The sequence below is a fragment of the Intrasporangium sp. genome, from assembly GCF_035280925.1.
GTDB lineage: Bacteria > Actinomycetota > Actinomycetes > Actinomycetales > Dermatophilaceae > Intrasporangium.
In genome coordinates this window covers 72,878-95,218 of record NZ_DATEEY010000029.1, presented here as the reverse complement: position 1 = coordinate 95,218, position 22,341 = coordinate 72,878, and the positions used below count along the sequence as shown (strand labels likewise).

Annotated in this window: 23 protein-coding genes; 11 read left to right on the top strand and 12 right to left on the bottom strand. The window is 69.4% G+C overall.

Annotated features, from left to right (window positions below):
• Positions 1-8 precede the first annotated feature (8 nt).
• Positions 9-623 (top strand): molybdenum cofactor guanylyltransferase, encoded by a 615-nt coding sequence (gene mobA / locus VJN29_RS03220; protein WP_324142133.1) that lies wholly within the window; start codon positions 9-11, stop codon positions 621-623.
• 156 nt (positions 624-779) lie between these two features.
• On the opposite strand, the gene VJN29_RS03215 is transcribed toward mobA, so the two are convergent.
• On the bottom strand, positions 780-1,382 hold the full coding sequence (locus tag VJN29_RS03215; RefSeq protein WP_324142132.1) for a hypothetical protein: 603 nt from the start codon (positions 1,380-1,382) through the stop codon (positions 780-782).
• A 113-nt stretch (positions 1,383-1,495) separates the two neighbouring features.
• On the bottom strand, positions 1,496-3,430 hold the full coding sequence (locus VJN29_RS03210) for a penicillin-binding transpeptidase domain-containing protein (RefSeq protein ID WP_324142131.1): 1,935 nt from the start codon (positions 3,428-3,430) through the stop codon (positions 1,496-1,498).
• Between the two features lie 91 nt (positions 3,431-3,521).
• Between VJN29_RS03210 and VJN29_RS03205 the strand changes: the two genes are divergently transcribed.
• Positions 3,522-4,616 (top strand): App1 family protein, encoded by a 1,095-nt coding sequence (locus tag VJN29_RS03205; RefSeq protein WP_324142130.1) that lies wholly within the window; start codon positions 3,522-3,524, stop codon positions 4,614-4,616.
• 115 nt (positions 4,617-4,731) lie between these two features.
• Positions 4,732-5,592, top strand: coding sequence for an Fpg/Nei family DNA glycosylase (locus VJN29_RS03200; protein WP_324142129.1), 861 nt, complete (start codon positions 4,732-4,734; stop codon positions 5,590-5,592).
• Positions 5,593-5,757: 165 nt separating this feature from the next.
• Here the strand turns inward: VJN29_RS03200 and VJN29_RS03195 are convergent, their stop codons facing one another.
• Positions 5,758-6,105 carry a rhodanese-like domain-containing protein gene (locus tag VJN29_RS03195; RefSeq protein ID WP_324142128.1) on the bottom strand — a complete coding sequence of 116 codons (348 nt, stop codon included), beginning with the start codon at positions 6,103-6,105 and terminating at the stop codon, positions 5,758-5,760.
• Positions 6,106-6,186: 81 nt separating this feature from the next.
• Between VJN29_RS03195 and VJN29_RS03190 the strand changes: the two genes are divergently transcribed.
• The 3 genes from VJN29_RS03190 (at position 6,187) to VJN29_RS03180 (ending at position 9,445) form a co-directional block, all read left to right on the top strand.
• On the top strand, positions 6,187-7,053 hold the full coding sequence (locus VJN29_RS03190) for an aminodeoxychorismate lyase (RefSeq protein ID WP_324142127.1): 867 nt from the start codon (positions 6,187-6,189) through the stop codon (positions 7,051-7,053).
• Between the two features lie 62 nt (positions 7,054-7,115).
• The gene (pdxY, locus tag VJN29_RS03185) at positions 7,116-7,964 is read left to right on the top strand and encodes a pyridoxal kinase PdxY (protein ID WP_324142126.1); all 849 of its coding nucleotides are present in this window, start codon (positions 7,116-7,118) and stop codon (positions 7,962-7,964) included.
• A 218-nt stretch (positions 7,965-8,182) separates the two neighbouring features.
• On the top strand, positions 8,183-9,445 hold the full coding sequence (locus tag VJN29_RS03180; protein ID WP_324142125.1) for an ATP-binding protein: 1,263 nt from the start codon (positions 8,183-8,185) through the stop codon (positions 9,443-9,445).
• Between the two features lie 26 nt (positions 9,446-9,471).
• On the opposite strand, the gene VJN29_RS03175 is transcribed toward VJN29_RS03180, so the two are convergent.
• The 3 genes from VJN29_RS03175 to VJN29_RS03165 all read right to left on the bottom strand — a co-directional run bounded on the left by VJN29_RS03175 (position 9,472) and on the right by VJN29_RS03165 (position 11,925).
• The gene (locus tag VJN29_RS03175) at positions 9,472-9,969 is read right to left on the bottom strand and encodes a pyridoxamine 5'-phosphate oxidase family protein (protein WP_324142124.1); all 498 of its coding nucleotides are present in this window, start codon (positions 9,967-9,969) and stop codon (positions 9,472-9,474) included.
• 185 nt (positions 9,970-10,154) lie between these two features.
• Positions 10,155-11,237: a HAMP domain-containing sensor histidine kinase gene (locus tag VJN29_RS03170; RefSeq protein ID WP_324142123.1), complete on the bottom strand. Its 1,083-nt coding sequence runs from the start codon at positions 11,235-11,237 to the stop codon at positions 10,155-10,157.
• Complete coding sequence (locus VJN29_RS03165) at positions 11,230-11,925, bottom strand: response regulator transcription factor (protein ID WP_324142122.1); 696 nt, start codon at positions 11,923-11,925, stop codon at positions 11,230-11,232. The genes VJN29_RS03170 and VJN29_RS03165 overlap by 8 nt, the downstream gene beginning before the upstream one ends.
• An 87-nt stretch (positions 11,926-12,012) precedes the next feature.
• Between VJN29_RS03165 and VJN29_RS03160 the strand changes: the two genes are divergently transcribed.
• Entirely contained in the window at positions 12,013-12,582 is a 570-nt protein-coding gene (locus tag VJN29_RS03160; RefSeq protein ID WP_324142121.1) for a D-alanyl-D-alanine carboxypeptidase family protein, read from the top strand.
• Between the two features lie 21 nt (positions 12,583-12,603).
• On the opposite strand, the gene VJN29_RS03155 is transcribed toward VJN29_RS03160, so the two are convergent.
• Positions 12,604-13,413 (bottom strand): LLM class flavin-dependent oxidoreductase, encoded by an 810-nt coding sequence (locus VJN29_RS03155; protein ID WP_324142120.1) that lies wholly within the window; start codon positions 13,411-13,413, stop codon positions 12,604-12,606.
• Between the two features lie 242 nt (positions 13,414-13,655).
• Here VJN29_RS03155 and VJN29_RS03150 point away from each other — a divergent pair, with 242 nt between their 5' ends.
• On the top strand, positions 13,656-13,979 hold the full coding sequence (locus VJN29_RS03150) for a hypothetical protein (protein WP_324142119.1): 324 nt from the start codon (positions 13,656-13,658) through the stop codon (positions 13,977-13,979).
• A 112-nt stretch (positions 13,980-14,091) separates the two neighbouring features.
• Here VJN29_RS03150 and VJN29_RS03145 read toward each other — a convergent pair whose 3' ends face one another.
• The 4 genes from VJN29_RS03145 to VJN29_RS03130 all read right to left on the bottom strand — a co-directional run bounded on the left by VJN29_RS03145 (position 14,092) and on the right by VJN29_RS03130 (position 17,212).
• Positions 14,092-15,384, bottom strand: a complete 1,293-nt coding sequence (locus VJN29_RS03145) for an RNA polymerase sigma factor (protein ID WP_324142118.1) — start codon at positions 15,382-15,384, stop codon at positions 14,092-14,094.
• Positions 15,381-15,704 carry a YciI family protein gene (locus tag VJN29_RS03140; protein ID WP_324142117.1) on the bottom strand — a complete coding sequence of 108 codons (324 nt, stop codon included), beginning with the start codon at positions 15,702-15,704 and terminating at the stop codon, positions 15,381-15,383. Before VJN29_RS03140 ends, VJN29_RS03145 begins: the two co-directional genes overlap by 4 nt.
• Before the next feature lie 93 nt (positions 15,705-15,797).
• Complete coding sequence (locus VJN29_RS03135) at positions 15,798-16,487, bottom strand: GOLPH3/VPS74 family protein (RefSeq protein WP_324142116.1); 690 nt, start codon at positions 16,485-16,487, stop codon at positions 15,798-15,800.
• 134 nt (positions 16,488-16,621) lie between these two features.
• Entirely contained in the window at positions 16,622-17,212 is a 591-nt protein-coding gene (locus VJN29_RS03130; RefSeq protein WP_324142115.1) for a TetR/AcrR family transcriptional regulator, read from the bottom strand.
• Positions 17,213-17,305: 93 nt separating this feature from the next.
• On the opposite strand from VJN29_RS03130, the gene VJN29_RS03125 reads away from it, so the two are divergent.
• Positions 17,306-18,727 (top strand): MFS transporter, encoded by a 1,422-nt coding sequence (locus tag VJN29_RS03125; protein WP_324142114.1) that lies wholly within the window; start codon positions 17,306-17,308, stop codon positions 18,725-18,727.
• Between the two features lie 194 nt (positions 18,728-18,921).
• Here the strand turns inward: VJN29_RS03125 and VJN29_RS03120 are convergent, their stop codons facing one another.
• On the bottom strand, positions 18,922-19,437 hold the full coding sequence (locus VJN29_RS03120) for a winged helix-turn-helix domain-containing protein (protein WP_324142113.1): 516 nt from the start codon (positions 19,435-19,437) through the stop codon (positions 18,922-18,924).
• 168 nt (positions 19,438-19,605) lie between these two features.
• On the opposite strand from VJN29_RS03120, the gene VJN29_RS20345 reads away from it, so the two are divergent.
• Both VJN29_RS20345 and VJN29_RS03110 read left to right on the top strand, forming a co-directional pair.
• Complete coding sequence (locus tag VJN29_RS20345; RefSeq protein ID WP_414654318.1) at positions 19,606-20,001, top strand: SCP2 sterol-binding domain-containing protein; 396 nt, start codon at positions 19,606-19,608, stop codon at positions 19,999-20,001.
• Positions 19,998-22,055, top strand: a complete 2,058-nt coding sequence (locus VJN29_RS03110) for a glycogen debranching N-terminal domain-containing protein (protein ID WP_324142111.1) — start codon at positions 19,998-20,000, stop codon at positions 22,053-22,055. Before VJN29_RS20345 ends, VJN29_RS03110 begins: the two co-directional genes overlap by 4 nt.
• Positions 22,056-22,341: the final 286 nt, after the last annotated feature.

Sequence of the window (22,341 nt, the reverse complement as noted above, 5' to 3'; positions counted from 1 at the left end):
CTCCGAGCGTGCCGCCATCCTCGCCCCGAGCCGCTGCGATCGTCCTGACCGGCGGGGCCTCGTCGCGGATGGGTCGGCACAAGCCGGCCCTCGTCGTGGGCGGGCGACCCATCATCGAGCGGGTGCTCGGCGCCGTCGCCGGCTGGCCGGTCGTCGTGGTGGGCCGCGCCGAGGGAGTGCCCCCGGGGATACGCGTCCTCTCGGAGGAGCCGCCGGGCGGGGGCCCCGTCGCCGGGATCGCCGCCGGCTGGGCCGCCCTCACCACTGGGCCGTATGCCGCTGAGCTCGCTCCCAGCGCCCCTGATGTCGTCGTCGTGCTCGCTGGCGACCTCCCGCTCCTGACGCGTGAACACCTGGCGGACCTGGTGGCCGCGGTGGCCGCACTGGACGACCGGGTTGCCGTCACGAGGTCGTCCTCGGGCCCGAACTGGCTCTGCAGTGCCTGGCCGGCCGAGCTGCTGCGCGACCGGCTCGTCGCGGTGGGTGGTCCTGCGGGGGTCAGCGTGCGGCGCCTCCTGGGTGAGGTGCCGAGGATCGAGGTCACGGACGTGGCCGATGTCGCGGTCGACGTGGACACCCCCGAAGAGCTCGAGGCGGCTCGGCGCCGCGCGGACGAGTCGTGACGCTCCCCGCCAGGTGGGGACCGGGGGTCCTGATCTGGCGGGGTCGAGACGGATCTTGCCGCCAGGTGGGGACCGGGGTCCTGATCTGGCGAGGTCCGGACGGATCTTCCCGCCAGGTGGGACCGGGGCGCGAAGGTGGCGGCGCGCCACCTTCGGTCAGTTGGAGACTGTGCTGGTCGGGGTCGTGCACTCGGTCGCGGCAGGGGTGGACAACGTCACGTCGGCCACGAGGGACCCGACCAGGCCGGCCACCTCCCCCAGCGATGGGTCGCTCAGGTCGAGCGGCCGCAGCTTGTGGTCGGTGATGTCGATGACGATCGCGTCGTTGGTCGTCTCGTCGTCGCCCTCGGGAGCCGACCCGCCAACCGTGCCCCCAAGACCGCCCGCTGTGGGGGTCTCCGTGGCATCGACGAGCCGGAGCGTGCTGAGCAGGGACAGCAGGTGCTTCTGCTGGGCTCCGCTCAGCTGGCACTCGCGGCCGTGGATCGACCGAGTGGTCACCAGCACCGTGCCGTCGGCCTGGAGGATGACGGTGTCGTCGTAGCCGGCGACGCCCCCGGTGCGACGGAGTGTGAGGGGGAAGACGGGACCGATGATGGGGTCGGTCGCATCGCCGATGGCACCTCCGGCGAAGGTTTGGGTGGGCAGCCGTGAGTCGATCGGAGTCGGTGTGCCGTTGTTGGCGGGCGCGCCGGCCGCGCAGCCGCTGAGCGCCACCACCAGCGCCGACATCGCGGCAGCAAGACGCGTCCTCCCCATGTGGACCACTATGCGCCATCGCTGCGCCACGCGCGCGTCAAGTCGCAGTGTGGAATGCAACGCTACGGTGAATTTTCTCGTGTGCCCGGTCCGCGTTCGTCTGGTCGGCGGGGTCATTCGGGGGCGTAGGCCTTGAGGAAGTCGACGATGAACGGCGCAGCATGCGTCGAACCGCTCGGTCCCTCCTCGTTGTAGGCAGCGATGGCGAGGTCGCCGACGCCCGCGACCATCCAGGCGTGCGTCTTGGGTGGGTTCGTCGTCCCGAACTCGGCGGTGCCGGTCTTGGCGTAATCGACACCGACCGACTGGAGCACCCTGCCGCTCCCCTCCGTGACGACGGCGCGCAGCGTCTGTCGCAGCACCTCCGCCTCGTCACGCTGGAGCGGGGTCGCGGGCGCTGGAAGCGGCTCCTTGGAGGCGATGAGCTGGGGCCGGACGGTCTCGCCCTTGATGACCGACGCGACGACGAGGGCCATGGTCAGCGGCGAGGCCTCGACCCGGCCCTGGCCGATGAACGACGCGGCGTGCTCGACGGCGTCGTCCGTGGCCGGCACGGACCCGAGGAAGCCGGTGAACGGCAGGTCGAGGTCCTCGCCCATCCCCAGCGACTCCGCTGCCCGGGTGAGGTCGTCCTGTGAGACCTTGCCGTGCTGGCTGATGAAGGCGGTGTTGCACGAGTGCGCCATGGCTCGCTCGAGCGAGATGTCGCCGAGCTGCGACGACGGGTACTTGCTGTAGTTGCCGAAGCCGCGGCCGGTGACCGTGAGAGTGTCGGTGCAGGGCAGCGTGGTCCCTGCCGTCGCACCCTTGCGGACCAGCGCCAGTGCGCTGGCGATCTTGAACGTCGAGCCGGGCGCCTCCTTGCCGGCGAGGGCGAGCGGAGCACCCTCGGCACCGGGGCCGACCGCGGCGGCGAGCACCTCGCCCGTCGAGGCCTTGACGACGACGAGGGCGGTCGGGTGCTTCGTCTGGTCCGCGAGCGCCGCCTCGGCAGCGGTCTGCGCACGCTCGTCCAGGGTCAGCTGGAGCGGCTCGGCCTCCTCCGAGGGCTGGGCGAAGAGCTCCCGCTTGTCGATGACGGAGCCGTCGGCGCCGTGCTCGACCGCGTGTACCGCGATTCCGGCGCGCCCCCGGAGCCGCTCGTCGTAGCGGAGCTGGAGACCGCTCTGGCCAACCATGTCGCCCACCTCGAGCGCGCCCGCCGATTTCTCGATCTGCTCTGCCGTCGCCTCGGACACGCGGCCGAGAATCGGCGCGGCCCAGGTCCGGGTCGGCCCCAGCACCTGCATGGCGGGCACCCGTAGCGCACCCTTGATCGCGTCGATGCGGTCGATGTTGTCGGCGAGTGCCGGATCGGAGACGCGCAGTGTGATCGCGTCGACGAAGGCTTTCGGGCCCGCCGCGGCGACCCGGTCCGCGAACGCCGCGCTGTCGATCCCGACGATCTCGGCGAGCTGCCTGGCAGAACGCGTAGCGGCACCGCCCGAGACCTTCGTCTTGTCGATGCCGACGTAGGCGACCTCCCGTTCGGTCATGAGCTTGTTGCCGGACCGGTCGACGATGTCCGCCCGCTGCGGCCACTTCTTCGCCAGGTCGAGCGTCTCGTCGGCGCTCAGTTCCGGGGCGACGAGCGCGGGGCTCCACCGGACCTGCCAGACGTCGTCGACGCGGCCCAGGCTCACCTCGGTTGCGTAGGTCCAGTCCTCGTCCGTCTGGGGGACGTCCCAGGTCGTCTGCAGCGTCGCGGTCGCCCCGGTGCCCTGCTCGTCGGTAGCGACGCTCTTGACCGTCACGGCGGGACGGAGCTCGCCCATGTCCTCGTAGGCCTTGGCGACGAACGCGGTTGCCTGCTCCGGGGTGCTCCCCGCGAGGGCGAGCCCGGAGAGGTCGGCCTTGGCGAGCCCGGCCGCAAGCGAGCGCGCGGCTTCGGCCGGGTCGGGGTCGGACTCGAAGAGCGAGCAGCCTGCCGTCAGGGTCGTCGTGAGGACGAGGACGAGGGCCGCCGAGCTGACGGAGATCGAGCGGTGTGTCGAGGGTCCCCTGCGCATGCCCACCACCGTACGACGCGACACCTACCCGTGATCGAGTGGACCGGAATGGGGCGCGTGCGAGGCGGAGCCGTGAAGTAGGTTTGGCGACATGTCCCGACCGCACGCGGCCGCCATCATCGAGGACGCCTTCAACGAGCAGATCGAGCGGGTCCTTCGCGGGCGGGGCTGGGGGAACCGGGTCATCACCCACATCGGCTATGGCACGGGCAGCTACGTCCGGGTGTTCGCCCGGATCGTGCTCGGCCGCCGCGGCCACGCTGGGCCACCCGAGCGCCAGGACGCGACCGGCGCGCTTGCCCCCCGCCGCTACAACCGCGGCTGGCGAGTCTTCGTCACCGCTCCGGCGGCCGGGGTCCCCGTGGTCGTCACCATCGGCGAGCGCGAGGTCTACGGCCGGTCCGACCGGGGCGGCTACATCGACGTGGTGGCCCACGACCACGGCCTCGAACCGGGGTGGCGCCAGGTCGTCGTCGCGGCTCAGGGCACCGACCCGGTGCCCGCCGATGTCTACATCGTCGGCGACGACGTCACCTACGGCATCGTCAGCGACATCGACGACACCGTCATCACCACCATGCTGCCGCGGCCGATGGTCGCGGCGTGGAACACCCTCGTCCGCAGCGGCAAGACGCGGCGTGCGGTGTCGGGGATGGCGCCGATGTACCGTCGGCTGCTCTCCGCCCACCCGGGTGCGCCCATCGTCTACCTGTCGACAGGTGCCTGGAACGTCATCCCGACCCTGACGAGGTTCCTCGTCGAGAGCGGCTACCCGCTGGGCCCGCTGCTCATGACCGACTGGGGTGCGACCAACACCGGCTGGTTCCGCAGCGGTCAGGAGCACAAGCGCAGCTCGCTGCACCGTCTCGCTCGCGACTTCCCGAACATCTCGTGGCTGCTCGTCGGCGACGACGGACAGCATGACCCGCAGCTGTACGCCGAGTTCGCCGAGGCGCGTCCCGACAAGGTCAGGGCCATCTGCATCCGGCAGCTCTCGCCGGCCGAGCAGGTTCTCTCGCACCCGGTCGGTCGCGCGGAGGGTCCGCAGCGTGGCTGGGCCAGCCGGACGGTCCCGACCCTCCTGGCCCCGGACGGGCACGGCCTGTTGCGGCTGCTCGAGCAGGCCGGGATGACCGGCGAGCCCATCGCGGCCGATCAGCAGCCCTCGCGCCCGCCCACTCCCTGACCCCGACGTCGAGTGTGCAGTACGCGCCGTGACCCCTCCGTCCGGGGTGCAGCAAACATCGGCACGTACTGCACACTCGACGAAGCGGGCGGGGTTCGTTTGGCAGGATGGGCGCATGCCCGAGCTGCCCGAGGTGCAGGCGCTCGTCGACTTCCTCGGCGAGCGGACGGCCGGTCTCGCCGTGACCAAGGTCGAGCTCGCCTCGATCAGTGTCCTCAAGACCTTCAACCCGCCCCCGCAGGCGCTCGAGGGGGCGCCCATCGACGGGGTGTACCGGCACGGCAAGTTCCTCGACCTCGACTGCGACGGGACCCATCTGATCTTCCACCTTGCGCGAGCCGGATGGCTGCGCTGGAGCGACCAGCTGCCGACGACGGTGCTACGGCCGGGCAAGTCGCCGATCGCCTTGCGGATCAGGCTCTCTGACGGCTCGGGTTTCGACCTGACGGAGGCGGGGACCAAGAAGTCGCTCGCCGCCTACATCGTCATGGACCCGAGCGAGGTGCCCGGGATCGCGAGGCTGGGGCCGGACCCGCTGGCGGTCGGCTTCACGGTCGAGCGCTTCCGGGAGCTGCTCGACGGGCGCCGCACGCAGATCAAGGGGCTGCTGCGCGACCAGGAGGTCATCGCGGGCGTGGGCAATGCCTACAGCGACGAGATCCTGCACGTGGCGAAGGTCAGCCCCTTCGCCATCGCGGGGAACCTCGCGCCCGACGTCGTCGACCGGCTCTACGCTGCGCTGCGGGAGACGCTGTCGAGTGCCGTGGAGGCCGCCTCGGGAAAGCCGGCGAAGGAGCTCAAGGACGCCAAGCGCGCCGGGATGCGGGTCCATGCACGGACTGGCGAGGCGTGCCCCGAGTGCGGCGACGTGGTGCGCGAGGTGAGCTTCGCCGACACGTCCCTCCAGTACTGCGCCACCTGCCAGACCGGTGGCAAGCCGCTCGCCGATCGCCGGATGTCCAAGCTGCTCAAGTGACCTCGGTGAACGGTTCGGCGGTCCCTTTCGAGTGAACAGATCCGGGCTGTCGGCACCGTCGAGACCGGGAACGCGCTCGCATCCTGCTCCGCGTGGCGGAGCAGGATGTGATGTGCCCGGGCGACGACCACGCCACCAGTGCCACGCGCCCGCGGCTGGCGGCCCTCAGAGGACGAAGGCGTCCCCGTGCTCTCCCTCGAGCGGCTTGCCGGCGCTCTGCCACGCCCGCATGCCGCCCTCGACGTTGGCGACATCGAAGCCCTGCTGCGTCAACCACGCCACCGCGCGTGAGGACCGGCCGCCGCTGCGGCAGACGATCCCAACGGTGTCGTCGGTGTCGGGCAGCTCGTCGAGGCGCGAGGGCAGCTCGCCGAGCGGGATGTGGATGGCGTTCGGGGCATGCCCTGCCGCCCACTCGTTCGGCTCCCGGATGTCGACGATGACGGCGTCGTCGGCGAGGTGCTCGACGGTGGTGACCGGCACCTCGCTCTGGCGGTCGGACGGAATGCTCATGACGGCCATCCTGACACGTGCACCAGCCACACTCGAACAGGCAGTTCGCGACCGCACGGCTCCGGGTGGGAGCCTTTGGCCATGACCGAGATGCCACACGCCGTCGCCGTCCTCGGCCGAGGTGTCGTCGACCCCGACGAACCCGTCGTCACGGCGGACGATCTCGGCCTGACCCGGGGCGACGGCTGCTTCGACTCGCTCCGGGTCTTCACCGACGACAGCGGACGAGCCACGGCTGTCGACCTCGAAGAGCATCTCGACCGGCTGGACCGCTCCGCTCGGGCGATGGACATCGACAACCCGTCCCATGCGCAGTGGCGGCAACTGGTCGAGGAGACCCTGGACGAGTGGTCGACCCCAGGAGAGGCGGTCCTCAAGCTCGTCCTCACGCGTGGCCGCGAGTGGAGAGGCCCGGGGCCCACGGCCCTCGCCACCATCTCCCACCGCGGGCCGGCACTCCCCCCGGGCGCCCCACGGCCGATCACCGCGGTCACCCTGACCAAGGGCCATCCGTCGGACGCCTTCGCAGATGCTCCGTGGCTGCTCGGGGGCGTCAAGACCCTCGCCTACGTCGCCAACGTTGCAGCGGTCCGCGAGGCCAGGCGGCGGGGCGCGGACGACGTGATCTTCACGACGACCGACGGCTACGCCCTCGACGGGCCGACCTCGGGACTCCTCGTAGCACGAGGCGGGGCCCTGCTCAGCACGCCGACCGGGGCGACGGGGATTCTCGAGTCGGTCACCGTCGAGGCCATCTTCGAGGCAGCACGAGCGGACGGGGTCCAGACCCGCTACGAGCTCGTCCCCGTCGTGGACCTCTACACCGCGGACGGCCTGTGGCTCGTGTCGTCTGGCCGAGGGCCGGCGCTCGTCACCGCCCTCGACGGTCGAGCCCTCCGCGCCGATCCCGACCTCGCCGGAAGGATCGCCCGCTACGCCGACTTCTGAGACGGCGACTCCGGCGAGTCGACGTCAACGCCGTGCCGAGCGCCCCTCGCTATCGTTTCGGGGTGAAGATCCTGTCGATCCAGTCCCACGTCGCCTACGGCCATGCCGGCAACTCGGCGGCGGTGTTCCCGCTGCAGCGGCTGGGGCACGAGGTCTATCCGGTGCTGACGGTGACGTTCTCCAACCACACTGGTTACGGCTCGAGTCGGGGCCCCCTCATCGCCCCGAGCGAGATCGCCGACGTCATCCGGGGCATCGAGGAACGAGGCGCCTTCCCGCACATCGACGCGGTCCTCTCGGGCTACCAGGGTGCCGAGGCCGTGGGCGAGGTCATCCTCGACGCGGTGACCCGGGTCAAGGCGGCCAACCCGTCCGCGCTCTACTGCTGTGATCCGGTGATGGGCGACGTCGGGCGAGGTTTCTTCGTCCGCCCGGGGATCCCAGAGTTCCTGCGCGACGAGGTGGTGCCGCTGGCCGACATCATCACGCCCAACCAGTTCGAGCTCGAGTTCCTCGTCGGGCGCTCGCTCGCGTCCGCGCACGACGTGGTCGAGGCCGCCGACGAGCTGCGCAGCCGCGGGCCCGAGGTCGTCCTCGTCACCTCGACGCTCACCCGAGACACTCCCGAGGGCGCGATCCAGATGACCTGCGTGACCTCCGAGGGTGCCTGGGTGGCGACGACTCCCCTTCTCCCGACGACGTTCAAGGGCGGGGGCGACGTCGTCTCGGCGCTCTTCCTCGCGCACTACCTGACCGATGGCCCGAGCGTTGGACTGGCTCGCACCGCGGCGACGACGTACACGATCCTGGAGCGCACTCACGCCGCGGGAAGCGAGGAGATGCTCCTCGTCCAGGAGCAGGCGGCCATAGCCTCACCCGACACGAGCGTGCACGTTTCCCAGATCCGTTGACGTCGCGCTGACAAAGCACGTTATTGTTGCTTCGCGCCGTTCCGCATGACCACCCCTGACCGTGCGGAACGGCGTTTCGTGCCCAAGACGATGTCGTATGCCGCTGGGCTCGCTTTCGTGGGCTGCTGCGCTTCGTGGGTGGTCGGGTGCAAGCGACACGAATTGGCGCGTATGCGAATGTCTCAGGTTTTCCCTAGACGCGCGTATAGCCTCCGATCGTGGACCCCATCACCAACCCGTACGCGCCGGGTGCGGGTCAGCGCCCACCCGAGCTGGCCGGACGTGACGAGCAGCTGCGGACGTTCGACGTCGTCCTGGAGCGGGTCTCGCGGGGTCGGTCGGAGCGGTCGATCGTCCTGACCGGTCTTCGCGGTGTCGGCAAGACGGTCCTGCTCAACGCCCTGCGGTCCTCAGCGGTGCGGGCAGACTGGGGCACAGGAAAGTTCGAGGCGAGGCCCGAGCAGCGGCTGCGACGGCCGCTGGCGGCCGCGGCGCACCAGGCCATCCGCGAGCTGGGTCACCCGCGAGGCGACGAGGTCGACCACGTGCTCGGCATCATCAAGTCGTTCGCACTGCGCGACGTCCCGCCGGGCGCCAAGCTGCGGGACAGATGGCAGCCGGGCATCGACGTGCCCGCCGTGCCCGGCCGTGCGGACTCCGGCGACATCGAGATCGACCTCGTGGAGCTCTTCACCGACATCGGTGGGCTCGCCGCCGACGTCGGCAAGGGAGTGGCCTTCTTCATCGACGAGATGCAGGACCTCGACCCGGAGGACGTCTCCGCGCTCTGCGCTTCCTGCCACGAGATCTCGCAGTCGGGCCTGCCCGTCATCGTCGTCGGCGCTGGGTTGCCCCATCTGCCGGCGGTCCTTTCGGCATCGAAGTCCTACTCCGAGAGGCTGTTTCGCTACCAACGCATCGACCGACTCCCTCGCGAGGCGGCCGACCAGGCGCTGGTCGGGCCGGCTGCCGACGAGGGGTGTTCGTTCGCTCCGGAGGCCCTCGAGGCGATGTACGCCGTCACCGCTGGCTACCCCTACTTCATCCAGGCCTACGGCAAGGCCGTGTGGGACGTCGCCCCCACGTCCCCCATCTCGGCCGAGGACATTCAGGTCGCGGCGCCCGAAGCCGAGTCGGAGCTGGCCGTCGGTTTCTTCGGGTCACGTTTCGAGCGCGCCACGCCCGCCGAGCGCGAGTACCTCCGGGCGATGGCCGATGCCGCCCTGATCCGGTCGACCGGCACCCAGCCCGTCGACTCGGGCCAGGACGGGCTGGGAGCGAGCTCAGCGGCATACGGCATCGTCAACGAGATGGACGCCGTCGCCACCTCAGCGGTGGCTGACATCTTGGGGCGTAAGCCCCAATCCCTTTCTCCCGCAAGGGATGCCCTCATCAAGAAGGGCCTGATCTACTCAGGTGAAAGAGGGCAGATCGCGTTCACGGTGCCGCACTTCGGGCGCTACCTGCGCACGCAGGCGTGACCGTCCCCACGAGAGTGCACCGGGGGTCAGGTGTGCTGACGCTCGGCCCGCCTCCGGACCAGCTCCTCGACCGCCGTGGGCAGGGTGGTCTCGAAGTCGATCAGCTTGGCCCAGGTCGGGGTGATGACGATCCGCACCATGCCGTCGTAGAGGGAGCGGACCTCGGCCTCCCACTCGACGCGCTGCTCGGGGGTCATCTGGTAGGTGCCGTTCGCCTGCAGGTACTCGTCAGGAATGCCGTCCACGACGTCCAGCTCCGCTCGACCACGGATGAGGAGGATCTTCGGCGGATGCACCTCGGTGTCGATCGTCAGCGCCACGTCGGGGTTGTGCCGCAGCGAGGGTAGCTTCGGGGCGTTCTTCGTGGTGCAGACGACGATCTCCGAGCCGTTCCAGACGAACGCGATCGGGATGTTGCGGGGGGTGCCGTCCTTGGCGACGTAGGCCATGCGGAGCAGGTCGCGAGCCAGGAGCTCCTGGCTGATCGGGCGGTTGAGGATCGCGGTGATCTCGTTCGGTTGCATGGTGGTCGCTCCTCACTCGGTGTCGTGGTCAGGGCCTCTTCGGCTGCTCATACCCTTGGAGCGGAGCCGTCCAGGCGTTCTCGACATCCGCCGCGCATGAACTTTCAGACTGCCGGGGTCTTCGTGCTGCTGCCCACCCGGAGGGGGCGCGGCCGCGTCTGGCAGCCGGGAAGGCACCGTCCGGGTCACGGACTCCCGGCGGGCAACCGCACCGTGACGCAGATCCCGCCCTCAGGGCGGGGGACGATGGCGAGTTCTCCATCGTGTGCTTGGGTGATGCTCTTGACGATCGCGAGTCCGAGACCGACCCCGGCGTGGTCAGCGCGGACGCGTTTGGTGCCGCGTTGAAACGGCTCGGCAAGCGTCGAAACCAGCTGCCGGGTGAGCCGGTCGCCGGTGTTCTCGACCGTGAGCACGGCGGTGTTGTGGTGAACGCTCGTGGTGACCCAGACCCGGCCGTCCTGAGGCAGGTTGTGCACGATCGCGTTGTGCACGAGGTTTGTGGCCAACTGCCGCAGGAGAGCGGGTGAGCCCACGGTCGGAGTGATGTCCCCGGAGGTATCGATGGTGACGCGCTGCTTCGCAGCTAGGGGAAGGAGGGCCTCGGTGGCCTCTTCCGCGATGAGGGACAGGTCGACCGGTTCTCGGGTGAACGATCGCTGGTCGGTGCGGCTGAGCAACAGCAGTGCTTCCGTGAGGTCTATCGCTCGAGCGTTGACGGTCAGGAGGCGCCTGACGAGCTCGCCGGTGTCGCCGTTCGGATCGTTGCGTGCGACGTCGAGAAGGGTCTGCGTGATCGCCAGCGGGGTGCGCAGCTCGTGGGACGCGTTGGCGGCGAACCTGCGCTGTTCGGCGACCTGTGCTTCGAGCCGTGCGAGCATGGCGTCGAAGCTGTCGGCCAGCTCGCGGAACTCGTCCTGACGTCCCTCCAACCGGATCCGGTGGGAGAGCGACCCGCTGGCAGCCATGCGGGTGGCATCGGTGATCCTGGTCAGAGGAGCGAGCATCCGTCCAGCCAGGAACCACCCTCCGAGGAGGCCGAGCACGAGCAGGAACGCCAGCGCCTGACCGGCCCTCGGAGCGAACGCATCCAGGAGGTCGGATCGGGTGGGGGCGAAGGGCCCCGGTCCGAAGCGCGCGCGGTCGGGGACGTAGCGAAGGAGGAACAGCCACACGGTGGCGAGGAGCAAGCCACCCGCGAGCATGAGGAAACCTGCATAGCTGAGGGTGAGCTTGAGGCGAACGCTCAGCCCGGGCGACCTATCCACGTTCGCCCCCCACTCGTCTCGGGTCCGGTCCCGTGTCGATCCGATAGCCGACACCGGCGACCGTGGCGATGACCCAGGGTTCGCCGAGGCGCTTGCGCAGGGCCGAGACGGTGATGCGCACGGCATTGGTGAACGGGTCGGCGTTCTCGTCCCAGGCTCGTTCCAAGAGCTCCTCGGCGCTGACGACACCACCTTCGGCGGCGACCAGCACCTCGAGCACGGCGAACTGCTTCCTGGTCAGCGCGACGTACCGACCGTCCCGGTAGACCTCGCGGCGAAACGGATCGAGCCGCAGCCCTGCGATCTCCCACACCGGCGGTCGGTTGTGCGCGCGCCTGCGGTCGAGTGCTCGCAGCCTCAGCACGAGCTCTTGCAGGTCGAACGGCTTGGTGAGGTAGTCGTCGGCACCCAGCTCGAATCCCGTGGCCTTCTCGTCGATCCGGTCGGCAGCGGTCAGCATGAGGATCGGCATTCCGCTACCGGAGGCGACGATGCTCGCGGCGACCTCGTCACCCGAGGGCCCGGGAATGTCGCGATCGAGGACGGCGATGTCGTAGGCGTTGAGGCGCAGCAGGTCCAGCGCAGTGTGGCCGTCACCGGCGATGTCGGCCGCGATCGCCGCCAAGCGCAGCCCATCGCGGATGGCCTCTGCCAGGTAGGGCTCGTCCTCGACGACCAAGACGCGCATGCCCTCGATGCTAGGAGCCCGCCCATATCGTCGGCATACCGAAAACCGCATACGCGCTGACAACGCCACGCCGCCTGGACTGGCAGCATGAGTCGAAGCCCACGTGCACGAACGAGGCGGCGCAGGGCTCTCACGTCCACCGCTGTCGGCATGGTCGTCGTCGCGATCATCGTGACCCTCGCCTGTCAGTCGGTGTCGTCATCGACAGTCACCGAGGACGATGGTGTCCTCCCCGACGGCACGACGGCTTTCGATGACCACTTCCCCGGCGTGGCCAACCTCGACCCTGGTCTGCTCCGAGCCCTGCTCGACGCGGCGAGGGATGCCGCTGACGACGGCATCGCGCTCTACGTCAACAGTGGATGGCGTTCCCCGGTGTACCAGAACCAGCTTCTTGACGAGGCAGTCGCCGCGTACGGGTCCGAAGCGGAAGCTGACCGATGGGTCGCCGCCGCGGACACGTCCGCCCATGTGTCCGGGGCCGCCGTCGACATCGGGTACGACGACGCCACGGTGTGGTTGTCCGAGCACGGCGCCAGCCATGGACTGTGCCAGATCTACGGCAACGAGCCCTGGCACTACGAGCTGCGCCCCGAGGCGGTCAGCAGTGGTTGCCCTCCCCCGGCCACTGTCGGGGCCGTGCTGGACCACCGCTGACGGCCCAAGGGGCGGCCCGGGCTACTGGCCGGCCAGCCTGGCTACCACCGGGGCCAACACTCCGGCGAAGTCGGCGCCAAAGACGAAGTACGAGTAGCCGATTTCCTCGCGTCGCCGCTGGATCTCCTCGGCGGCGGCGCCTGGGTCGACGGGAAGTATTGCCAGCGAGTCCGCCTCCCGCAACGCCGCCGGATCGGTGTCCCGTGCGGACGCCATGAACGGCGCGACGGTGTCGCCAATGACCGGGACATGGAGTGCGAGCTCGACGTCCCGCACGGCGCTGAGGTCGCGTGCGAGCGCCGCGACGTGTGCACGTGTGTCGCTCGACAGCATTGCGAAGGTGACCGTGTCGGCGACTTCGACGGCCAGCGCTTGGGCTTTCGGCCCACGAACGGCCATGACGACCGGCGTGTGGACATCGGGACCGTCCAGATCTCGCAACGCCGCCACGGTCTCACGCACCTGGGCCAGCCGCTCCCTCGGTGGGGCCACCGGCAGACCGCGCTCGCGCAGTTCGTCCTCGATCCCTGGGCGGCCGGTGCCGATGCCCATCTCGAAGCGGCCCTCAGTGAGGACCGACAGCGAGTGCGCCTCCCACGCAGTGCTCCAGGGCGGACGCAGCGGGGAGGCATACACCCACGTGCCGACGCGCAGGTCTGTCTGAGCCGCGGCAACCGCGAGAGTGGGGGCGGGCGCAGGCTGCCATTGCGGCACGTCGGGCATCAGCAGCGTCGAATAGCCGTTGTCGGCGATGCGGCGCACCCGGTCCCGCCAGGTGGACACGTCAGTCATCACGGGGGCAACGACCCCGAAACGAAATGGTCTGGTCATGTGGGGACTCCTCTCACAGAGCGCGACGCCCGCTCGTCCACGCAGCGGGATGCGTCCTCGGTGGACCGATGCACTACGGTCCCTCACCCACACAACGAGCTGGATGACGCGGTTTCGACGATGCGGCGCCATGTTCCGCTACCCGCCGTCGGCTCGCTAATCTCGTCGTGCGCCCGAAGCATCGGCCATCGAGTCGGTCTCTGCGGAACCCGCGGAAGGCGTCGGCGTGATGGAGGGGTGAGATGAGCGCAACTGACGAGACATCGATGAGCTTCCTGGCGAGCACCGGGGAGGCGATCGGGGCGCTCGAGGAGGCGGCACGGCGTACGGGGATGCAGCACCTCTCCGCGGATCGGGCGGCTGGCGTCCTGGTGTTCACCGCCGGGAGGACGGTGCTGGCCTCGGGCGAGAAGGTCACCGCACGGATCCGCGAGGTCGCGCCGGGGACCGTGCAGGTGACGCTGTCCTCGAACCTCCAGTTCGGTCTGACGCTCTGGGGTCGCAAGGGCGCGGCCCGGGACGGGATGTCCAACGCTCTGAGTCAACTTCTCCCACCGGCCCGGTAGTCGGCTGCCGACTGCTCCGGACGGACGGGAGGAGGCGACGCCGGCCGGAGAGGAAAGAACGTGTGCATGGCTGTGCGCCTGCGCTGTTCACATTCATGACGTGACCGACGAATCACTCAGCCGGGCCGTGCAGCCGTACGTCGGTCTCCGCGCGCTGGTCGCCGCCCTGTACAGCGCCGAGCTGGTCGCGGCGGCGTGTCAGGTAGGCGGTCTCGGCGGTGTTGCCGGCCAGCTCGATGGCCCGGTCGTACGCGGCGCGTGACTCCTGACTGCGGCCCAGCCTGCGCAGCAGGTCGGCTCGGGTCGCGTGGTAGGCGTGGTATCCGACCAGCCTGTCCTCGAGACCGTCGACCGTCGCCAGGGCCACCTCCGGGCCGTCGAGCTCGGCGACCGCGATGGCCCGGTTGAGGGCGACGATCGGCGAGGGGTCGAGGCGGAGGAGCTGGTCGTAGAGCGCCGCGACCTGCGACCAGTCGGTGTCACGTACGTCGCGGGCGGAGGTGTGCACCGCGTTGATCGCCGCGAGGATCTGGTAGCGGCCCGGAGCCACCCCAGTGGCCAGGCGCTCCCGAACCAGGCGGTGACCTTCCGCGACCAGCGCCGCGTCCCAGGCCCCACGATCCTGTTCGGCGAGAGGTACGAGCTCGCCGCTCCCCGAGATCCGGGCGGTCCGGCGGGCCTCGGTCATCAGCATCAGCGCCAGCAGCCCGGACACCTCACCGTCGTCCGGCAGCAGCGCACGGATCAGTCGAGTGAGCCGGATCGACTCGGCGGTCAGGTCGTGGCGGACGGGATCGGTGTCCGGCCCGGTCGCCAGGTAGCCCTCGTTGAAGACGAGGAAGAGGACGGCGAGCACGCCTGACACGCGCACCGGGAGGTCCTCCGCGGATGGCACCCGGTACGGGATCCGGGTCGCTTTGATCTTGGCCTTGGCGCGGGTGATCCGCTGGCCCACGGTGCTCTCCTGGGCGAGGAAGGCCCGGGCGATCTCGGCCACGCTCAGCCCGCCGACCAGGCGCAGCGTGAGGGCCACGCGGGCCTCCATCCCGAGCGCCGGGTGACAGCAGGTGAAGATCAGCCGAAGCCGCTCGTCGTCGATGGCGCCGAGAGGCTCAGGCGGGTCGTCGTCGGACAACATCCGAGCCTCCCACTGCTTGTCGTCCCGCTTCCTCTCGCGCCGGATGCGGTCGATGGCCTTGTGGTTGGCGGTGGTGGTCAGCCAGGCGCCCGGGTTGGGGGGAACCCCGTCGGCCGGCCACCGCTGGACCGCGACCGCGAACGCCTCCGCCGCTGCGTCCTCGGCGATGTCGAGGTCACCGAAACGCCGCGTCAGCGTCGCGACCACACGAGCCCACTCCTCGTGGTGGGCCCGGGTGATCGCCTCGTGCACGTCGACCGAGCTCACAGGAACGGTCGGACCTCGACCTTCCGGTTGCAGGCCCTCGACCCGTCGGCGGCGAGCTTGAGCGCCACGTCCAGGTCAGGGGCCTCCATGATCCAGAAGCCGGCAACGTACTCCTTCGACTCCAGAAATGGCCCGTCGGTGACCATCGCCTCATCGCCCCGGTTGTCGATGACGGTGGCAGAGCTTGGGCCCGCCAACCCACCGGCGAAGACCCAGTGACCCTCGGCCTCCAGTCGGCCGTTGAACTCATCGATGGCCGCCATCTCTTCCGGGGTGGCCAAGCTGGTCTGGTCGTAGATCACGGAAACGAAGTACTGCATCGCTGACATCTCCTGGTTCCGGGGCGCGCCCCTCGCGGGCGGCCTCTCACCTCTACTACGAACACCACCGCGCCGATCCGACACCGTGCTGGGTCAGGAACCGCCACCGCCCCCGGCCGCCGCGGCGGAGGAGGTGGCCGCGATGATGGCCGCGTTGGTGCTGTCGATCGCCTGCCGGACCGCCTTCGCCGCCCAGTCCCCCTGGGAGATCCGCTTGGCGCTCGCCTTCATCTCCTGCCTGGACAGCCCGACCGAGGCCGGTTCCATGACCTTGTGCACCGCCCTCAGTGCGAGCAGGACCGAGATGAGGGCACCAGTCCTCGCATCCGACGTCCTGCCCGCGCGGAGGGCCGAAGCGATGCCGGCACGGACCGACGACTCGTGGTTGGCGTCCTCTGCCGGCCACCGGTCCGTCGGGAAGATGCCGAGGACCCGACCCGTCTCCGCGCGCACGAGACCACTCTCGACGAGCCGCGCGTAGAGCTTGGCCCGCACACCCTTGCCGAGTCGCGCCACGGCGCTCTGGGGCTTCTTGCCCTCCTTCTCGCCGATGGTTGCCAGCGCCCCGTCGAGCACGGCATCGCCGGTGGGGCTGGGATCCCTGACGACAAGTCGCCCTTCGCGCACCGGCTCGCCGGGACCCGCGACATCGACGCGCCCCATCAGGGTCAGGTCGACCAGCAACGCGCCACCGAGCGCCACGTCCACCTCGGTCTTCGATGAGGCCAGCCTGCCGGTGTCGTCGTTGGTCAGCAGCAGCAACAGGTCCTCGGCGATGAGCATGCACTCAACCTAGCCGTCCGGGGACGCAGCGCCTGACGCGCGGAACCAGCCCAGCGGCATACGACAATCATTGTGGCCGTATGCCGCTGAGCTGGGCCGCGCTCGGACTCGCCCTCACGCTGGCGTTGGGTCGGTCAGCGGGGCGGGTCGAGCACGGCCAGCACCGTCGACGTCACGAGCTCGCGGCCCTGGTCGGCAGGGAGCTCTCCGCGGTAGACAGCGTCGACGGCGCCGTGGAGCAGGCTCTGCATCGCCATCACCTGCCAGGACACCGGCGCGTCCGTCCGGAATGCACCTTGCTTGCGGCCCTTGAGCAGCAGCTGCTTGACCCGCGCCGAGGGTGCCTCGTGGAGTGCCCGGAACGTCTCTGCCGGGAGGTCTCGCTGGGCCGCGACGACGAGAGCGCCGAAGCGGTGCGTCAGGTCCCAGGTCACCGACATGAGGCGAGTCATCGCCTCGCGGACATCGCCGGAGAGGTCCACCTCGCGCAGGTCGGCATCCGTCTGGCGTATCGCCCGATCGACCACGGCCTCGATCAGTGATGCCCGGGACTCGAAGTGCCCGTACAGCGTCACCCGGCCCACCCCCGCGGCGCCGGCGATGTCCTTGATGCTCACGTCGGGGTCGCGTGCCAGGGATTCTGTGGCCGCCTCGAGTATCGCTGCGCGGTTGCGCACCGCGTCCGCTCGACGTGCCGCCACCACCGTGGCCGCTCTGTCTGTCATCGCTGCAGTCTCCTCGGCAAATAAGTTGAACAGAAGTGTACATGTTTTCTACGGTACAACTTGAACACCCGAGTTCGAGTTATGGAGATACGCATGTCAATGACCAGCGAAACCCTCGACACTCCAGCAACATCCCCGCACCCTCGGCGTTGGCGAGCCCTTGGCCTGCTGGCCGTGGCCAACCTCATGCTCATCCTCGACATCACCGTGGTCGCCGTCGCGATGCCGCAGCTCGGTGCAGACCTGGGCATGAGCCGCGACGCTCTGACCTGGGTGATGAGCGGGTACACGTTGGCCTTCGGGGGCCTGATGCTGACTGGCGGTCGGCTCGCCGACCTCGTCGGTCCGCGACGGATCGTCCTCACCGGGCTGGGCGTGTTCACCATCGCCTCGCTCGTCGCCGGCCTCGCCACGGGACCCGGCATGATCATCGCTGCCCGGGTCGGCCAGGGCCTCGGAGCGGCGCTGATGTCACCCGCCGCACTCTCCCTGGTCGTGCGTCTCTTCGACGGTGAGGAGCGGAACCGGGCCCTGGGCATCTGGTCGGCTCTCGGTGGAGTCGGGGCCGCGCTCGGCGTCCTGCTCGGAGGGCTCATCACCGCCGGCCCCGGCTGGGAGTGGGTGTTCCTCGTCAACCTGCCCGTTGGAGCAGTGGTGCTCGTCGCACTGCCCCGGGTGCTGCCGTCGATGCCTGCCCCAGCGACCGGTGGACGCCTCGACCTCGTTGGCGCTGCTCTTGTCACGGCGGCGTCCGGTGTGCTGATCTACGCGTTCATCGAGGCGGGCGACAGCGGTTGGGCCTCGCCGCGACTGCTCGGGCTGCTCTCCCTCAGCCTCGTGCTGTTCCTGTGCCTGGCCCTCTGGCTCAACCGGGCGACGCATCCCTTGGTCGACCCGAGGCTCGTGGTGCGTCGACCGGTGCTCGCTGGAGCGTTCGTCCTCTTCGTGGGAACCGCCATCATGGTTGCCGTCTTCTTCCTGGGGACGTTCTTCCTGCAGGAGGCTGCGGGACACGGGCCGCTGACGACCGGACTGCTGTTCCTGCCCGTGGCCGTCGCGACGATGATCGGCGCGCAGGCGGCGGGCCGGACCATCGGTCGACTGGGTGCGCGCACGCTGGCCGTGTCCGGCCTGCTGGTCGCCGCCGCGGGCCTGCTCGGTGCGGCGATCGGAGGCAGCACGGCTGCCACGGTGACCGCAGTCAGCCTGGCCTCGGCAGGGCTGGGGGCCCTGTTCGTCGTCGCGTCCGCCACGGCCCTGGGGTCCGTCGAACACCACGAGGCGGGCGTCGCCTCGGGCTTGCTCAGCACGTTCCACGAGCTCGGCGCCTCGCTGGGCGCGGCGGTGATGTCCGGGGTCGCGGCAGCCAGTCTGACCGTGGGCGGCGCCGACGGCTTCCGCCGCGGGTACACCGTGGCGGCCGGCATCGCGCTGGCCAGCGCCGTCGTCTCGTGGTTCCTCTTCGCCCATCGTTCGGGGCACGCAGCCGACGACGAGGCGCGAGTGACCCGTTGAGTGCTGGCTCACCCTCACGATGTGAATGTGCTCGGCGCGGAGTCGTCTTCGTCCAGCCAGCTCGCCTGCGTCGACGACCCCGCGCACTCACCGCCTTCGTCGAATGTGGGTACTGGCCGCCCACTCGGCGTTGGGCTGGGACGAACTCAGCGGCATACGACAGATTCTCGGTGGCTCAGGCGAGCCCGCCGCGCTCATCGTGCGGCGGGCAGGATGCTCAGTCGGTAACCAACCCCATGCACCGACCGGACCTCACAGCCGGCCATGGAGCCCAGACGCTTGCGGAGCCGTTTGACGGTAGAGGTGAGCCGTTCGCGGTCGCCGCCGTAGTCGCTGCCCCAGACCTGTCGGGTCAACGCGGAGAAGGACCATACCCGACCGAGGTCCGACGCGAGCAGGGTCAGCAGGTCGAACTCGCGAGCCGACAGGTGGACTGGCCTGCCCTTCATGGCAACCTCGCGGGCCCGAATGTCGATCCGGAGAGCCCCGACGGTCAGGGGGGATGGATCGATCGGTCGGCTCGCCGACGGTTGGGGTTGGGCGCTGGTGGCCGTGGCCTCGGTAGGCTCCAGGAGCGTCCGGGCGGCCTCGACATCGACGGCGCCGAGGACGACGGCTCGCTCCTGGAGAAGGCGCGCGACGCCTGCAATCTCCGTGAGGGACAGGCCCACACACAGCACCAGTCCTGGACCAGCTGGGTTGTTCAGCATGCCGATACCCCTTTGTCGACCGCATACGCCCACCACCCTGCCTACCGCTCGGCGTCGCAGCGTGTCCACGGCAATTGGAGAGATTTGACCCATTCCTGACCAATTTCTGCCCAAGGATCATCCACACCGGGTGACGATTGAGGACTGACCGGCGCGCATCCTGACCGGGTGAACAATGCGTCATCGTCTCCGGTTACCTCCGACGATCCCGCCCGATTCTTCGAAGAACTCGGGGCACGCGGGAACGAGCCGCTGTTGCGCAAGGTTGCCGGGAGCATCCGGTTTGAGATCGTCGATGGTGAGAACGCGGACTCGTGGATGGTGGTCGTTGATCACGGTCAGCTGACGGTTACCCGGCAGCCCGGGTCGGCGGACTGCACCATCCGCGGCGATCGGTCGACCTTCGAAGACTTGGTCGCCGGCCGCACCAACGCCAACGCGGCGATCCTGCGTGGTGCGCTGGCCGCGCGAGGCGACGTCGAGCTGCTCGTGACGATCCAACGCATCTTCCCCAGCCCGCCTCCCGGATGGGATCGGACTGCAGGAACGAGGGGCGGCTCATGAGCGAGCTGGTCAGCATCCTGAACGGCAACACCTTCGTGGTCAGCGATGAGGTCGGCGACGTCGAGGCGTCGCCAACCGACCCGACGGGGTTGTTCTCCTTCGACACCCGGTTCCTGTCGAAGTGGGTACTCACGGTCAACGAGGATCGACTCACCTCGCTGTCCACCGACAACCTCCAATATTTCGAGGCCCGGTTCTTTCTCGTGCCTGGGGTCGGCAGTGTTTATGTGAACGCGACCATGTCGGTCATCCGGCAGCGTTCGGTTGGCAACGGCTTCACCGAGGTGCTGTCGATCCTGAACCATGATGACGAGGCGGTCGAGCTCACCGTGCGCATCGACGCGGATGCCGATTTTGCCGACCTCTTCGAGGTGAAAGACGCGCTGAGGAAGAAGGGGTCGTACTCCAAGCGGGTGGAGGGGGACGGGCTGCACCTGGCCTACGAACGCGACACCTACCGCCGATCGACGGCCATTTCGTCGTCCCAGGAGTGCACGGTGGACGAGGACGGGTTGACGTTCACGATCACGATCGGCCCACACGAGACCTGGAAGACCGAGCTCGATGTCGCGATCGGAGTGAGCGCACACCAGGTCGAGGGGCAGGGGCGCTCGCTCGCGGAGCAGGCTAGGCGGCCCATCCCGGACATGGCGCTGGGCCTCAGCCGCTGGCTGGAGGAGACACCGCGACTCGGTTGTGACTGGGAGACCCTGAACAGGACCTACCAGCGCAGTCTCGTCGATCTGGCGGCACTGCGCTTCTCGCCGCTGACTGCGGGACGGAACAGCCTGCCGGCGGCCGGGCTGCCGTGGTTCATGACGATGTTCGGCCGAGACAGCATCTTCACCAGCCTGCAGGTGCTGCCGTTCAGTTCCGAGCTGGCGGCCACGACGCTGCGGCAACTGGGGCTGCGACAGGGCACCCGGATCGACGACTTCCGAGACGAGGACCCGGGCCGCATCCTGCACGAGGTGCGTTTCGGTGAGATGACCGCGTTCGAGGAGCGCCCGCACTCTCCCTACTACGGCTCCGCCGACGCCACCCAGCTGTACGTGATCCTGCTCGACGAGTACGAACGGTGGACGGGCGACACGGAGCTAGTGAAGGAGTTCGAGTTCGAGGCTCGGGCCGCGTTGCACTGGATCGACACCTACGCGGACCTGCAGGGCAACGGTTACGTGTCGTATGAGCGCCGCAACGCCGACACCGGGCTGGAGAACCAGTGCTGGAAGGACTCGTGGGACTCCATCTCGTTCCACAACGGCACCCTGCCCGGCTTCCCGCGGGCCACCTGCGAGCTGCAGGGGTACGCCTACGACGCCAAAGTACGCGCAGCACGACTCGCTCGCGAGGTGTGGGGCGACCCAGAGTTCGCGGCCGAGTTGGAGAAGCAGGCCGCGGACCTCAAACGACGCTTCAACCAGGACTTCTGGGTCGCCGACGGCGAGTACTTCGCGCTCGCCCTCGATCCGGACGGGCGGCAGGTGGATACGCTCACCTCGAACATGGGCCACCTGCTGTGGAGCGGCATCGTCGACGACTCGAAGGCCCAGGCCGTCGTCGACCACCTCATGAGCGACCGGTTGTTCTCCGGCTGGGGCATCCGCACCCTTGCTGTCGGGGAGGCCCGGTACAACCCGATCGGCTACCACAACGGCACCATCTGGCCCTTCGACAGCTCGTTCGTCGCGTGGGGCCTGCGGCGCTACGGCTACAAGGATGAGGCGGCGCTGGTGGCAGCAGGCATCCTCGAGGCGTCTCGCTTCTTCGACGGCCGGTTGCCAGAAGCATTCGGCGGCTACCCGAAGTCGATGACCAAGTTCCCGGTGCAGTACCCCACCGCGTGCAGTCCGCAGGCGTGGTCAACCGGCGCGCCGCTGCTGCTGCTGCGCACGATGCTCGGCCTCGAGCCGATGGACGGGCACCTGATCGTGGACCCCGCGCTTCCGAAGACCATCGGCCGGCTGGAGTTGCTCGACATCCCGGGCCGGTGGGGGCGGATCGACGCCTTCGGCCGCGGCCGCGTTGACACGTCGCGCGTTACTGACGCCTAGCGCCCGGGCCCGGATCTCGATCTGGAGAGCCCCCACGGTCAGGGGCGCCGGTTCGATCGGTCGCCTCTCTTGCCGTTGGGATCGTGGGCTCGTGGCCGTGGGCTCGTGGCCGTGGGCTCGGCCGGCTTAGGAGCGTCCGCGCGGCCTCGACATCGACAGCGCCGAGGACGACGGCTCGCTCCTGGAGAAGGCGCATGACGCCTGCAATCTCGTTGAGGGACAGGCCCACACACAGCATCAGTCCTGGACCAAGCCGGGTTGTTCAGCCTGCCGATACCCCTTTGTC

Bases quoted from the DNA above. Each gene is read 5' to 3' on its own strand.
- VJN29_RS03215 (WP_324142132.1), bottom strand. From the start codon at position 1,382: ATGGGGAGGACGCGTCTTGCTGCCGCGATGTCGGCGCTGGTGGTGGCG.
- VJN29_RS03210 (WP_324142131.1), bottom strand. From the start codon at position 3,430: ATGCGCAGGGGACCCTCGACACACCGCTCGATCTCCGTCAGCTCGGCG.
- VJN29_RS03205 (WP_324142130.1), top strand. From the start codon at position 3,522: ATGTCCCGACCGCACGCGGCCGCCATCATCGAGGACGCCTTCAACGAG.
- VJN29_RS03200 (WP_324142129.1), top strand. From the start codon at position 4,732: ATGCCCGAGCTGCCCGAGGTGCAGGCGCTCGTCGACTTCCTCGGCGAG.
- VJN29_RS03195 (WP_324142128.1), bottom strand. From the start codon at position 6,105: ATGAGCATTCCGTCCGACCGCCAGAGCGAGGTGCCGGTCACCACCGTC.
- VJN29_RS03190 (WP_324142127.1), top strand. From the start codon at position 6,187: ATGACCGAGATGCCACACGCCGTCGCCGTCCTCGGCCGAGGTGTCGTC.
- VJN29_RS03175 (WP_324142124.1), bottom strand. From the start codon at position 9,969: ATGCAACCGAACGAGATCACCGCGATCCTCAACCGCCCGATCAGCCAG.
- VJN29_RS03165 (WP_324142122.1), bottom strand. From the start codon at position 11,925: ATGCGCGTCTTGGTCGTCGAGGACGAGCCCTACCTGGCAGAGGCCATC.
- VJN29_RS03160 (WP_324142121.1), top strand. From the start codon at position 12,013: ATGAGTCGAAGCCCACGTGCACGAACGAGGCGGCGCAGGGCTCTCACG.
- VJN29_RS03155 (WP_324142120.1), bottom strand. From the start codon at position 13,413: ATGACCAGACCATTTCGTTTCGGGGTCGTTGCCCCCGTGATGACTGAC.
- VJN29_RS03150 (WP_324142119.1), top strand. From the start codon at position 13,656: ATGAGCGCAACTGACGAGACATCGATGAGCTTCCTGGCGAGCACCGGG.
- VJN29_RS03140 (WP_324142117.1), bottom strand. From the start codon at position 15,704: ATGCAGTACTTCGTTTCCGTGATCTACGACCAGACCAGCTTGGCCACC.
- VJN29_RS03135 (WP_324142116.1), bottom strand. From the start codon at position 16,487: ATGCTCATCGCCGAGGACCTGTTGCTGCTGCTGACCAACGACGACACC.
- VJN29_RS03130 (WP_324142115.1), bottom strand. From the start codon at position 17,212: ATGACAGACAGAGCGGCCACGGTGGTGGCGGCACGTCGAGCGGACGCG.
- VJN29_RS03125 (WP_324142114.1), top strand. From the start codon at position 17,306: ATGTCAATGACCAGCGAAACCCTCGACACTCCAGCAACATCCCCGCAC.
- VJN29_RS03120 (WP_324142113.1), bottom strand. From the start codon at position 19,437: ATGCTGAACAACCCAGCTGGTCCAGGACTGGTGCTGTGTGTGGGCCTG.
- VJN29_RS03110 (WP_324142111.1), top strand. From the start codon at position 19,998: ATGAGCGAGCTGGTCAGCATCCTGAACGGCAACACCTTCGTGGTCAGC.